Origin of the sequence: Pseudomonas arsenicoxydans, assembly GCF_006438915.1 — a bacterium.
Lineage (GTDB): Bacteria > Pseudomonadota > Gammaproteobacteria > Pseudomonadales > Pseudomonadaceae > Aquipseudomonas > Aquipseudomonas arsenicoxydans_A.
On sequence record NZ_RCZE01000014.1, the window covers coordinates 139096 to 151745 of the forward strand.

Below are 12650 nucleotides of genomic sequence, written 5' to 3' on the forward strand. Positions count from 1 at the left end.
TTGAACAACAACACCTGGTCATTCAAAGCGCATTTGCTTAGGGGTCAGGTGCGCCCCACTGAACCCGTGACCGGTAAATTACCCAGCAACTTGAGCCCCGTGGTTTTCACGAAAGCGTCATAGTCCATCGGTCTTTCGATGCGGGTTTCTGCGTTTGGCAAAACATAAGCCCAGGCCCGCTTCGACGAGGCGTCGTAAACCAGCTTGAACAGGCGCGTCGGCACCCAGACCTTGTTGTCGCCAATGGTGCTGTGGCCCGGGTCAAAGATCGGGCCGGTAAACACAAACACATTGCCATCAGCTCGCTTGGCAAACTTCCTGACATCCGACTCGACCTTGCTCCAGATCTTGCGGTTGTTGGTCGGGTCTTGCGGCACCATGTTCGACAGCGCAAAGGATTGGGCCATGGCATTGGGGTTCGGTGCATCGGCGGCAGGGGATTGATGACCGCGGTCCACGGCCGGGTGTTGGCTACGGTAGTCGCTCAACTCTGCCCGCCCACTTTTGGGAATGCGTGGGTCCGGGTAGAACTGATTGGTGCGCTCCTCCCCTTTGGCGTCCTGCAGCTGGGCGGCATTCAATCGCTCTACCACCACCAGCGGCGTCCTGCTGGTTTGCGAGTACAGCACCGCAAAGTTGTCGGAACACAACGCCAAAGGGTTCATGGTGGCCGGCACAGTGGCGATGTTGATCGGCCTGGCTGCCGGGAACAGATCCGCACAGCCGTCGAACGAGGCCAGTTTCTGTTTGCTTGAATAGAGGTCCAGCGCCGCGCTCTGGCTGATCGAGCCCGAGTGGGACGCTGACTCCTGATGCTGCGCGGGCGGCTTTAGGAGATCCAGCAGGCTGCGGGCTTGCGCGCCGGTCGAGAGCAAAACAAGGGCCGACAGCCCAACTGCAATTTTGCGTAGGTACATGCTTTAGATCTTCGATTTGGATTAAGGGATAAACGGATGGCGAGTCCCGTTTCACGGAACCAGGTGGAGGCGATGGCGGATTATGTTGCGGTGATCATGCGTTCACAGTCCTTGATCAAAATACCGTTGGTGGTCGTGCGGGGTTTATTGACCACCACTTATCCAGTTAGTGCTGAGCGGCGTTTACATTCATCACAACGTAAGCGGCCGGTCCTGAGTGACGAGTTTCATGACGACGGTCGAGAAAACAGATGCTGACTGACAGCGATCTCTCCATTGGTGCTGCACCGTCTAATCTGAGTAGAGGACAATCCTAAACACATCTCCAGCCTCTTGATCAGGGGAAACAGGATGACCGAAAAAACAGCGCGCCAATGCCGGTCATGGTTCCTGCCCTCCCTGCTCGCCCTCAGCTTGGCGCTGACCGCCGGATGTTCAAGCAAAGCGCACCGGGATCCCTATGCGCTCTCAAGCTTTGGCTCAAATTGCTATGCAAAAGCGCTACCCACTGCCGGCGAGGGTGGCTTGGCCTGGGGCGATACCTTGAACATCGCGCGCAAGAAATCCCTGGATAATTGCATACGCTATGCCGGCCGCTCAGGTGGCACGCCGAAGACCTGCCAAGTGGTGTTGGCGGAGTGCAAAAATCAATAACGACCAAGTCCCGCTATCTGCAACGTCAGCTTATATTGCTGGCGGCGGACCTGAGCTTATCCCTGCCTGACAATGTCGACCGAGATCTCTACCGCCGTTATCGCCCCCTTGTTCTCAAGCCAGTGCGTGGTGTTCCTGTCTTCGGGCCAGCCCACTCCTGGCCCATAGTCCGTGGCGACTCCGTTGCGGTGATCCGTGATGGTTCCTTGCAGGATGTAGACGGTGCCTGGTCGATCTATATGGTTGTGAATCGGCCCGAAAACGCCTCCCGGCTCGATGGTCACCTTGCGCATTCTGAGTTGGCGCCCCGCCATCCCCTCGATTTCAGGACCGAGGTCAATCGTTGCCAGTAACTGCACCGAAACGCCTTTTGTCTCGGGTACTGCCGGCTCGTTGCTCATCACATGCTCCTCTCAGTACATCGGATCTGACTAGCAGTAGACACCCAAAAAAAGGTCAGCGGTCGAGAGTCGATGAAGGGTCGACCAGCGCCGGACAGGCCAGGCAAGGCGCCGCGATCAGCCAGGATCTGGAGGAAATGTCCGAGAACCTGCACGGTTTGGCAGAGCAAGGTTGAGTTGAAGGAGTACATACGAGCCTCTGTGGCGGGAAACTGAGTTCTCGTCACAGAGGGAGTTGTAGTGAGTTCGCATATGCGTACGTGACTTTGCAGCTTTCGGGAACAACAAGATCTGTACTGGCTGCTTTAGCTAATAGTTGCCTGTTGCGACCGGCTGAAAACGACCCGAAGCGGTCTGTCCGGATAGGTAGTGGTCGACCCGAGGTTGACGTTTGCATACCCACACGCAACGTGGATAGCGACATATAGGGTGCGCGAAAAAAAAGTATCGTGATAGCTGAGGCGGTCTAAAGTTCGGTATGCACTCAGGATTACTTGCGGCTGTTTGTGACTACGACGATTTCAAAAGGAAACGGAACTATGACTGGTAAACACTCATTTTTACTTTCTGCCATAACTTTGAGTCTGGCTGCTTGTGGCAGTCATTCACCCGAACACAACCAAGCCGCAAGTACTCAAATAAAGACCGAGGAAGCCCGACAGATTGCTGAAGACGCCTATGTCTATGGCTATTCGCTGCTTACCACGGAAATCACCCGGGTGCAGATGAGCAATGTCGCCAAGACTGAAGGCTTGCACGCGCCAATGGGGCAATTTCTCAATATCAAGCGCTATCCACCAGCGGAGCAACGGGCCGTGTCTGCGCCCAACGCGGACACCCTGTACTCCATCAACTGGCTCGATCTCAGCGAGCCACAGGTGTTCAGTCACCCCGACATGGGGAAACGCCTCTACCTGTTCCCCTTCACCGACTTGTGGATGACCGACTTCCATACCCCGGGCGCCCGGACTACCGGTGGAAAGGCCGCCAACTACCTGGTCACCGGACCCGGGTGGCGGGGAACAGTGCCCCCAGGCATGAGCCAAATAAAGGCCGATACCCGTTATGTAGTCATTTTGGGGCGGACCTATGCAAACGGTAGCGAGAAGGACTACAAGGCGGTCAACGCCTTGCAAGACCAATACAAAGTCACTCCGCTCTCAGCATGGGGTAAGCCCTACACTTACCAGGCACCGCCAGTGAATCCCAACCCGGGTTTCAGCATGACCGACGCGCCACAAAAGGTCATTCTTGATATGGGCACCGAGGGCTATTTCAACAAGCTGGCCGCGTTGATGTGCAAGGATGCACCACCAGCCGCGATAGATGCGCCGCTCCTGGCGCGCATGGCGACCATCGGTCTGGAGCCGTGCAAGCCCTTCGAACTGAGTAAGCTAGACCCGGCCGTACAAAGCGCGATCAAAAACCTACCGCAAGACGCACTGACCCTGATCGGCAACAATAAACAGACAATGGGTCGGATGGCTAACGGTTGGATCGTCACCAAAGGCCTTGGCGTCTACGGTACCGACTACATGAAACGCGCGGTAGTAGCGGCTTTCGGCTGGCCCGCCAACCTGCAAGAGGACGCGGTGTATCCGAACACGGAGGTCGACAGCGACGGGCAGAAGCTGAACGGCGCACACAAGTACACCTTGACCTTTGCCAAAGGTCAGACCCCGCCGGTGATAGGCTTCTGGTCGATCACCATGTACGAAGTCGATAAGGGCTGGTGGTTTACTCCGAATGCCCTGAACAAGTTCACCGTAAGCCCGCGTGACAACCTCAAATACAACGCTGACGGCTCACTGACCTTGTACTTCCAGCACGATTCACCAGGTAAGTCCAAGCAAGCTAATTGGTTGCCGGCGCCCAAGGGAGACTTCGTGCCCATGTTGCGCATGTATTGGCCGGACCCAGCGACACCTTCGGTGTTGAACGACACTTGGATACCGCCGAAGATCGTCAAAGTTGAGTAAGCAAGCAGGAGCGCAACCTCCAATGCTTTGCATTGGAGGTTTTTTTTGCAGTTTCGATAGGTGTCCAGTCTGAATAACGAAACTACACCAAGCGGATTAAATCGGGGCGCTTTGGGCGAAATACTACATGTCACGACAGGCAGCTTTTGGCCGTTTGCTGCCCTTCACACAAACACCCATGCGCTGAGCCAGGCTCAGCTGTCATCCACTTTAGTTGGCGTCACAGCCGTGCCAGCCAACAGGCCGCCGTCAATGTTGAACTCACTGCCGGTGATGTACGTCGCTTCATCCGAAGCAAGTAACAGCGCCACGGCCGCCACCTCTTCCGGCATGCCGAACCGTCTAAGCGGAGTATCCCGGACCAGTGCGGCCATTCGTTCTTCACGACCTGCGTCGGTGCCTAACATGGGCTCCCACATCGGCGTGAGGATGGCTGCCGGATGAATGGAGTTGCACCGAACTGTGAGGCCTTGCTCGGCGCAGTAGAGCGCCACCGTTTTTGTATGATTGCGAACCGCGCCCTTGGACGATGCGTACGCCGCGGCTCCTGGAATGCCGACCAGGCCTGAGCGGGAGGAGATGTTGATAATCGAGCCCGATCCTGGATTCCGCATGGCGCGTATGGCGTACTTGCAACCGAGGAAGACACCGTCGAGATTGGTGTGATGCACAGCGTGCCAGTCTTCCAGACGCGCATGTTCCGGGTCATGCCGCACGGCGCCTTGTTCAAACCCGGTAATCCCTGCGTTGTTCACCAGGACGTCCAGCCTGCCGCGCTCCTTCAAAATGTGCGCCGTCACTCGTTGCCAATCGTCTTCCCGCCGCACATCAAGGCGCAGATAACGGGCGCGGTCACCGAGTGAGTTTGCAAACGTTCTGCCGAGTTCGTCATTTATATCTGTGACGTAAACAAAGCAGCCCTCCTGCACGAAGAGTCGGGCAATCGCGGCGCCGATTCCTTGGGCTGCCCCTGTAACGATCGCAGTCTTGGAGGTGAGCTTTTTGTCCATAAATGATCCTGAGACTCCCTGGCTTGATGAATGCTAAGTCCAGACACTAGCACCCCTAACGTAAAGCACATGTTCTATCCTCTCATCCAAACCCTCAACACCGGACATCAACATGCCCGCCCGCGAATCCACCTTGCTCCAAAGCTGGCACCACAACGCTCGATCCTGGATCGAAGCCATCCGCACCGGCGCCATTGAAAGCCGCCAACAGGTCACCGACCAAGCCATTCTGTTGGCGGTGATGGGTCGGCAGCCCGAGCGCGTGCTCGACCTGGGCTGTGGCGAGGGCTGGTTGATGCGCGCGTTGGCTGACCGGGCCATCGAGGCGGTCGGGGTGGACGGTGATCCGACACTGGTCGAGGCGGCGCGGGGTGCGGGTTCTTCGACGGTACATGTGGCGAGTTATGAGGAATTGGTGGAAGCAAAGGTCAACGTCGGCAACGACTACGACCTGATCTGCGCCAACTTCGCACTGTTGCACCAGGACATCATCCCTCTGCTTGCGGCCATGAACGCCCTGCTCGTTCCTGGCGGCACGCTGGTGATTCAGACACTGCATCCGTGGACCGCAGCGGCTGGTGACTATCAGGATGGTTGGCGGGAAGAGACTTTCGCCGGGTTCGAGGGCCAGTGGCAACCCATGCCCTGGTATTTCCGCACCTTGTCCAGTTGGCTCAATGCGCTGGACATGGCCGGTTTTCGGCTGGTCACCTTGCAGGAACCGCAGCACCCGCAAAGTCCTGTACCGCAGTCGTTGGTGTTGGTGGCCGAGCGGAGGGAGTCATCGCAATTGTGAATGTTACTGCGGCTGAAAGGTTTGCAGGTAAGCCAGCAGGTTTTCGATCTTTTCCGGATCGCTGAGCCCCCAGAAAATCATGCGAGTGCCGGGGACCACCTGTTTCGGCGCTTCAAGGTAGGCGGTCAGTGTTTCGCGAGTCCAGACGATACCGGCGGATTTCATCGCGTCGGAATACTGGTAATCCGTGGTGCCACCGGATTGGCGGCCAAAGATGCCGTTGAGCTGCGGACCAAATGAACCTCGCGCCGACTCCCCAATCTGATGGCAGCCCCCGCAGATCCGCTTGAACAAAGTGGCACCCGCTTCAACATCGCCGGCCGCGTGCGCCTGGAAATTGAACACTCCAGCGGTGAGCAGCACGGTAAAAGTGAGTGCAGCGGCTTTCTTCATGTCCATTTCCCAATCGTGTTTCGTCAGGCGCGAAAGGATGGGCGCCTGCTTGCAGGTGCGAAAGTCTACGCAAAGAGTGGCTGACTTCGTAACCCACGGCGTCATTTACGGTTACTCGCTGACAGCTTCAAGCGCAGTCTCTATCCTGTGCCGGGCGCATAGACGCTTGACGAACATTGACTGGAGACACCTGTGCCCCCCCTGACCGCCCGCGAGGTTTATCAGACATTGCGCGATGCCGCCCTGGGCATCCGCTCTTTTCGGCGCCTCGATCAGTCTTCCGGACCTGGCCAGGTTCAGGTCGACATCGAAGGCTGGCGCCTGACCCTCGACGTCGACGGCGTCCACGTGCGCCACTGTCAACGCTGCCTCAGCCCCGACGGCCGCGAGGGCGAACTCGAAGGCTGGCAGCGTTTCGGCACCGACCCGGTCAGCTTCCTCAGCGCTTGGGAACTGGCGCAAATCGAGCGGCTACTGACCGAGGGCTGAGGCGTCCCCTGTCAAACGCCATCCACGAAAAAGCCCGGATAAACCGTAATGCTGTTCACTTAAGCGCGAACCCCACATTTGTGGCGAGGGGGCTTGTCGGAACGCCGCATCGCCCCGTTGGGCTGCGAAGCGGCCCTCAGCGTCCGTTCAGACAAACCGAGTTGTCCGGTTTTGCGACTGCTTCGCAGCCGAACGGGGGCAAGCCCCCTCGCCACAGGGTTCTTACTCGACTGAAGATTGTCTTAAGTGAACAGCATTACGGATAAACCGGGCTTTTCACGTCAACGCATTCCCGCCAACCGACAGGAATCTACGCTTACTGAACGTTTTTCAGCTTGACCACATCACCGGAGATCTTGGTGGTGTAGCCGGTCAGGACCCAGGCCCAGAACCAGTTTTCCTGCACTTGGGTGTTGATCATCGCGTCGCCGCCCTTGGCTTTGATCGCCGCGTCTTGCGCGCGAACAAAACGGCTGTTCTGCCGGATCGGGATCACACCGAACAGCAACAGGCCGGTGGCGGTCGCTTCGCTGTGGCCGAGGACGGTGTATTGGCTGGCGTCATAGTGCTGGGTGTTCATCGGGGCACCGGTGCAACCCGCCAAAACCAGACCGAACAGAGCAACCGCGACAACTTTACTGAGGTACTTCACTGAAAAACTCCATGAGATTGTGCCCGGGATCCGTCTCTCGGGCGGCGCACACTCTAATGGAGGTGATGGCCAATTGGTAGCACCTACAGAAATCTTGAGCTGGGGTTAGCCCGATTTCCGTTCACTTGGCCGGTTTTCGCCGAGCCGCCGCCCGCGACAGGTTGAGTTCCACGGCGGCGAGGATTAGCACCTTCAACGCTTTTTCATCGACCTTTTCGCCCTCATGCACATCAATCGCACGGCGGGTATTCCCTTCGAGACTGGCATTGAAAAGTCCTGAAGGGTCTTCCAGCGAGGCGCCCAGTGCGAAGGTCATTTTGACGACGCTTTTGTAGGTCTCCCCGGTGCAGAGGATCCCGGCGTGAGACCAGACCGGAACGCCCCGCCACTTCCATTCCTCCACCACATCGGGATCGGCCTGACGGATAAGCATTCGGAGATGGCTGAGCATCTCGCCCCGCCAATCGCTCAGTTCCTTGATTCTTTCGTCTATCAGCGCCGAGGCGTCTTGCGTCTCTGCGGTTTTTGCAACGGTCTCGTCCCTCTTCATGATGGTGATGACCTTCTTCATGATGGTTTTGACCCGCCTCATGATAGTTGCCGCTCGCCCACCGCTCGAATGTCCCTGACTGACGGCACCCCCGTCCGGCACGAACGGCGGACAGCGTTTCCTCTGCTCCCGGCTTAATGCCAAAATGCAACGCTCAGGTCACCCGTCCAGCCCCTGCCGTGTCATGCAGTGCAACGAGAATTGATATGAACAGCCATTTTCAGAAAAGTGATGCCCCTGAATTCCACGTTTCCCATCAGCAGTCGGCGGTCACAGCATGATTGAAGTCACTGAGGTTTCCATTGCGCAACTGCGTGCTGCGCTTGAATCCGGCCAGACCACGGCGGTCGAGTTGGTGCAGGCTTATCTCGCCCGGATCGATGCCTACGACGGCGCCGACACCGCTACTGCCCTCAACGCGGTCGTGGTGCGCAACCCCGACGCAATCAACGAAGCGCAAGCCTCCGATGCCCGTCGGGCCAAAGGCGAGACGCTGGGCCCACTCGATGGCATTCCCTACACAGCGAAGGACAGTTATTTGGTGAAGGGGTTGACCGCCGCGTCCGGAAGTCCGGCCTTCGCCAATCTGATTGCCTATCGCGATGCGTTCACCATCGAACGCCTGCGCGGCGCCGGCGCCATCTGCCTGGGCAAGACCAACATGCCGCCCATGGCCAACGGCGGCATGCAGCGCGGGGTCTATGGTCGCGCTGAAAGTCCGTACAACGCGGACTTCCTCACCGCGCCGTTCGCCTCGGGTTCGTCGAACGGTGCCGGTACGGCAACTGCCGCCAGTTTTGCGGCGTTCGGCCTTGCGGAAGAAACCTGGTCGAGTGGACGCGGTCCGGCCTCGAACAATGGGTTGTGCGCCTATACGCCTTCGCGCGGGGTGATTTCGGTGCGCGGCAACTGGCCGCTGACGCCGACCATGGACGTGGTCGTGCCGTTTGCCCGGACCATGGCGGACCTGCTTGAAGTGCTGGACGTGGTGGTGGCCGAGGACCCGGACACACGTGGTGATTTGTGGCGGATGCAACCCTGGGTGCCGATTCCGAGTGTCACCTCCGTGCGCCCGGCTTCCTATCATGACCTGGCCGCACAACCCGAGGCACTGACCGGCAAACGGCTCGGCGTGCCGCGCATGTACATCAACAAAGATCTCGAAGCGGGCACCAGCGAATCACCGGGTATCGGCGGACCGACCGGGCAACGAATTAACACCCGCGCCTCGGTGATCGGCCTGTGGGAATCCGCTCGCCAGGCCCTCGAAGCCGCTGGCGCCGATGTGGTCGAAGTCGATTTCCCGCTGGTCTCCAACTGCGAAGGCGACCGTCCGGGTGCGCCGACCGTGTTCAATCGCGGCATCGTCTCCAAGGAGTTCCTGCACCATGAGTTGTGGGACCTGACAGCCTGGGCTTTCGATGATTTCCTTCAGGCCAATGGCGACCCGGCATTGAACCGCCTGGTCGACGTCGACGGACCGCTGATTTTCCCTCACGACCCCGGCACACTGCCCAACCGCGAAGGCGATCTGGCGGCCGGCATGGACGAGTACGTGCGGATGGCCGAACGCGGCATCACGCCGTGGAACAAAATCACCACCGTGCCTGATGGCTTGCGCGGGCTTGAACACACGCGGCGTATCGATCTTGAGGAATGGATGGATCGCTTGGGGCTGGACGCTGTGCTGTTCCCGACGGTGGCTGACGTTGGCCCGGCGAACGCTGATGTCGATCCTGCGTCCGCGGACATTGCGTGGAGCAATGGCATTTGGGTCGCCAATGGCAACCTCGCCATCCGCCACCTCGGGGTGCCCACCGTCACCGTGCCGATGGGCGTAATGCCGGACATTGGCATGCCGGTCGGGCTGACCTTCGCCGGTCGCGCCTATGACGATTCGTCGCTGCTGCGTCTGGCGTCGGCGTTCGAAGCCACCGGGTCAAAACGCTTGATCCCGCCGCGTACCCCGCCACTGCCAACCCGGCCGTAAACAGTGAACGGGATTGGGGCTGTGCAGTCCCCAATCCCGTTCAACGATTCAGGCCTTGGCCGCCATCGCGGTCACTTCCACACGCATGCCTTCAACCGCCAGGGCGGCCACGCCCACAGCGGCGCGAACCGGCCATGGTTTGGCGAAGAAACGCTTGTAGACCTCGTTGAACGCGGCGCGGTCGGCCATGTCGGTGAGGTAGATGGTCAGGTGCAACACCCGATCCATCGAACTGCCGGCACCTTCCAGTGCTGACTTGAGCGCTTGCAGCGTGCATTCGCTCTGCTCGACGATGCCGCCCAGTTCCAGACTGCCGTCGGCGCGGGTAGGGATCTGAGTGGAGACCAGCAGCCCACCAAAACCGGCAACGTCGGAGGAGATGGAATCCAGGTCTGAATCAGGGATGAACGTGATGTCTTGGTTAGCCATGGGGATCTCGTGCTTGAGGAAGTAAAAGGGCTGTCGCGATCAGGCGGCCAGTTTACAGCCCAACGGCGAAATGCTGTTCAAGAACGACCAGAGAAATGGAGCGCCTGCGTCTGGCGCCCCCTTTCCTTACTTACATCAACTGCTCCCGATGCTGTTCGATGAACTGTGCGGGGGTCAGCAATGCCTGGCCGATGATCGTGGTGCCTGTGCTGTCCAGACCTTCCAGACGCTTCTCGCGCTGATCGATTTTTACCGCGTTGAAATGCACGGCAAACGCAGGGTCATGGTCCAGACCGAGTAATTTCACAAACGCCTCGACCGACACTTGCTCATAACGCACCTCTTTGCCCAGGGTGCTGCTCAAGACACCCGCCAGTTCTTCGTGGCTGTACTCGATCGGGCCGTGCAAAGGGTACGCCTTGTCACCATGACCTTGCGGCTTGAGCAGGATGTTGGCAACAATCAGTGCAATATCGCTGGCCGCAATCGGCGCAAACCGGCTATCGGCATCAAACGGCGTGAGGTATCGACCTTCACGAATCAACGGTGCGATGTAGAGCATCCATTGGGCAAAGAATGTCACGCGCAGGTGCGTGGTCGGAATGCCCGCCCAGGTGAATACCTGCTCTGACATCCAGTGATTGAGGGTCGCCTGGCTACGTGCATCAGGTCGCGACTGTTTGTGCGACATGTTGACGATGTGCTTGACCCCGTGCTCTTTGGCCGCCTGGGCAAACAGCGCCGCCGCTTCCACCAGGCCATCACTCAGCGGATAGCAGAAGTAGGCGCCTTCGACTCCCTCCATGGCCAGGCGTAGCGACTTCAAGTCAAGCATATTGCCCACATACACCTGAGCACCGAGGTCCTTGAGCTGCTGCGAACGTTCGTCTTCACGACGGACAAGCGCCTTCACTTGATGGCCCTGTTCCAACAGGTATTTCACGGTCGGCGCACCGGTGGCGCCGGTTGAGCCTGTCACCAAGAACGTTTTCATTACCAAACTCCACATTCAAAAAGTTGCATGAGATCGATCAAATTACTCAGCGCGCAGCAGCCCGGCGGGCACCACGGTCTCGATGAGCCCAGTGGTCACGTCATACACCAGGCCGGTCACTGTGAAGGCACCCGGCAAGTTCGGATTGGCCTTCAGTGCGGCGACATCAATGGCCACCGCTTTGTAGGGGTCGTCGATTTCCAGCGCCGCCAGTTCGTCGGTTGCAACACCCATGTGTTTGGCCAGCAATTCAGGGGCGTGGTGGTAGCACCCGCTAATGCCGCAATCGGTGTGATGCAGCACGATCAGGTTCCAGCCCTGGCCGACCGCCGCGCCGCCAAGCTTTGAAACGGTGCCCAGAATGGCCATCGTCTCGAACAGCGCCGGGTTCACGCGGCCACCGACATTGCGGATCACCGCCGCTTCACCAGGCCCGAGCTTGAGCACATCCACCGGGTCGACACGGGGGTCGACGCAGCCGAGGATCAAGGTTTTCTGCGACGGAATAATCTTCAGATCGGCAGCAAAATCGTTCTGGGCAAACGCCGCATTGCGTTCGATCAGGGTCTGTAAAAAGTCCATGGTCATCTCCATCAATCAAGGGTGGGAATCAGCCGCGCTGCGGCAAACGGGTGGACATTATTGCCTGCACTTTCTGCGGGTCGGCGATGAAGGCCTGGTGGATGCCACGGGTTTGCGCGCCGGCGATCACTTCCTCGTTGGCGCCGGCTTCGAGGGCATCCAGGGCGTCAGTCACCACTTCCAGCGGGCTGAGGCGCGGTTCCGGTAACCTGGCGCCCATCGCCGTTTCGGTTTGCACCGCCAGCACACCGATCACTTGCGTGCCCTGCCCGGCCAATTCGGCGCGCAGGCTGCGTGTCAGCGACAAGCCGGCCGCCTTGGAAGCCGAGTAAGTGGCAGCCATCGGCAAACTGATCAACGACAACATGGACAACATGTTCAGCACCGCACCGCCGGACTTCGCCAGTACCGGTGCGAATGCGCGGGTCAGCGCCAGGGGACCGAAGTAGTTCACTTCCATTTCCAGTCGGGCATCTACCATGTCAGGCGCTGAAATCGCGCCGTCGAAGGCGGCATACCCGGCGTTGTTGATCAGCAGCGTGACGTCGTCGGCGACACTGGCGGCTGCGGCCACCTGGTCGGGGTCGGTCACGTCCAGTGGCAGCGGCACCAGCCGGCGATCACCGTCCTTGAGCAACTCGGCCAATGACGCGGTGTCACGGGCCGCCACGTAGATTTTTGCCACGCCACGCTTGAGCAGTTCTTCAACAAAGGTGCGGCCGATACCACGATTGGCGCCAGTGACGAGGGCGACGGAGTTTGCAATGTTCATCAGGTGTTCCTCGGTATTCATTCTGGGGACGAAGGCGCCCCG

Annotated in this window: 15 protein-coding genes; 5 read left to right on the plus strand and 10 right to left on the minus strand. The window is 59.0% G+C overall.

All coding sequences use genetic code 11. The features are described from left to right. Positions 1-44 precede the first annotated feature (44 nt). On the minus strand, positions 45-917 hold the full coding sequence (locus EAH78_RS26260; protein ID WP_140670429.1) for a DNA/RNA non-specific endonuclease: 873 nt from the start codon (positions 915-917) through the stop codon (positions 45-47). Between the two features lie 351 nt (positions 918-1268). Here EAH78_RS26260 and EAH78_RS26265 point away from each other — a divergent pair, with 351 nt between their 5' ends. Further along, complete coding sequence (locus EAH78_RS26265; protein ID WP_140670431.1) at positions 1269-1571, plus strand: DUF4189 domain-containing protein; 303 nt, start codon at positions 1269-1271, stop codon at positions 1569-1571. Between the two features lie 56 nt (positions 1572-1627). Here EAH78_RS26265 and EAH78_RS26270 read toward each other — a convergent pair whose 3' ends face one another. Next, positions 1628-1972 (minus strand): cupin domain-containing protein, encoded by a 345-nt coding sequence (locus EAH78_RS26270; protein WP_140670433.1) that lies wholly within the window; start codon positions 1970-1972, stop codon positions 1628-1630. A 539-nt stretch (positions 1973-2511) separates the two neighbouring features. Between EAH78_RS26270 and EAH78_RS26280 the strand changes: the two genes are divergently transcribed. After that, entirely contained in the window at positions 2512-3951 is a 1440-nt protein-coding gene (locus tag EAH78_RS26280) for a DUF1254 domain-containing protein (RefSeq protein ID WP_140670438.1), read from the plus strand. A gap of 194 nt (positions 3952-4145) precedes the next feature. Here the strand turns inward: EAH78_RS26280 and EAH78_RS26285 are convergent, their stop codons facing one another. Next, on the minus strand, positions 4146-4961 hold the full coding sequence (locus tag EAH78_RS26285) for a glucose 1-dehydrogenase (protein ID WP_140670440.1): 816 nt from the start codon (positions 4959-4961) through the stop codon (positions 4146-4148). Positions 4962-5073: 112 nt separating this feature from the next. On the opposite strand from EAH78_RS26285, the gene EAH78_RS26290 reads away from it, so the two are divergent. Beyond that, entirely contained in the window at positions 5074-5757 is a 684-nt protein-coding gene (locus EAH78_RS26290; protein ID WP_140670442.1) for a class I SAM-dependent methyltransferase, read from the plus strand. A 3-nt stretch (positions 5758-5760) separates the two neighbouring features. Here EAH78_RS26290 and EAH78_RS26295 read toward each other — a convergent pair whose 3' ends face one another. Beyond that, positions 5761-6150: a c-type cytochrome gene (locus tag EAH78_RS26295; RefSeq protein WP_140670444.1), complete on the minus strand. Its 390-nt coding sequence runs from the start codon at positions 6148-6150 to the stop codon at positions 5761-5763. 192 nt (positions 6151-6342) lie between these two features. Between EAH78_RS26295 and EAH78_RS26300 the strand changes: the two genes are divergently transcribed. Then, positions 6343-6639, plus strand: coding sequence for a DUF7693 family protein (locus tag EAH78_RS26300; RefSeq protein WP_140670446.1), 297 nt, complete (start codon positions 6343-6345; stop codon positions 6637-6639). Positions 6640-6955: 316 nt separating this feature from the next. On the opposite strand, the gene EAH78_RS26310 is transcribed toward EAH78_RS26300, so the two are convergent. Continuing rightward, on the minus strand, positions 6956-7291 hold the full coding sequence (locus EAH78_RS26310) for a hypothetical protein (protein WP_140670451.1): 336 nt from the start codon (positions 7289-7291) through the stop codon (positions 6956-6958). 121 nt (positions 7292-7412) lie between these two features. Next, positions 7413-7841 (minus strand): DUF1801 domain-containing protein, encoded by a 429-nt coding sequence (locus tag EAH78_RS26315; protein WP_140670551.1) that lies wholly within the window; start codon positions 7839-7841, stop codon positions 7413-7415. A gap of 277 nt (positions 7842-8118) precedes the next feature. Here EAH78_RS26315 and EAH78_RS26320 point away from each other — a divergent pair, with 277 nt between their 5' ends. After that, positions 8119-9831: an amidase gene (locus EAH78_RS26320; protein WP_140670454.1), complete on the plus strand. Its 1713-nt coding sequence runs from the start codon at positions 8119-8121 to the stop codon at positions 9829-9831. 48 nt (positions 9832-9879) lie between these two features. Here the strand turns inward: EAH78_RS26320 and EAH78_RS26325 are convergent, their stop codons facing one another. The 4 genes from EAH78_RS26325 to EAH78_RS26340 all read right to left on the minus strand — a co-directional run bounded on the left by EAH78_RS26325 (position 9880) and on the right by EAH78_RS26340 (position 12608). After that, positions 9880-10260: a RidA family protein gene (locus EAH78_RS26325; protein WP_140670456.1), complete on the minus strand. Its 381-nt coding sequence runs from the start codon at positions 10258-10260 to the stop codon at positions 9880-9882. Between the two features lie 130 nt (positions 10261-10390). After that, a complete protein-coding gene (locus tag EAH78_RS26330) occupies positions 10391-11254 on the minus strand; it encodes an NmrA family NAD(P)-binding protein (protein WP_140670459.1) in 864 nt (287 codons plus the stop codon). 42 nt (positions 11255-11296) lie between these two features. Further along, on the minus strand, positions 11297-11836 hold the full coding sequence (locus EAH78_RS26335; RefSeq protein ID WP_140670462.1) for a carbonic anhydrase: 540 nt from the start codon (positions 11834-11836) through the stop codon (positions 11297-11299). A 28-nt stretch (positions 11837-11864) separates the two neighbouring features. After that, positions 11865-12608: an SDR family NAD(P)-dependent oxidoreductase gene (locus EAH78_RS26340; protein WP_140670465.1), complete on the minus strand. Its 744-nt coding sequence runs from the start codon at positions 12606-12608 to the stop codon at positions 11865-11867. Positions 12609-12650: the final 42 nt, after the last annotated feature.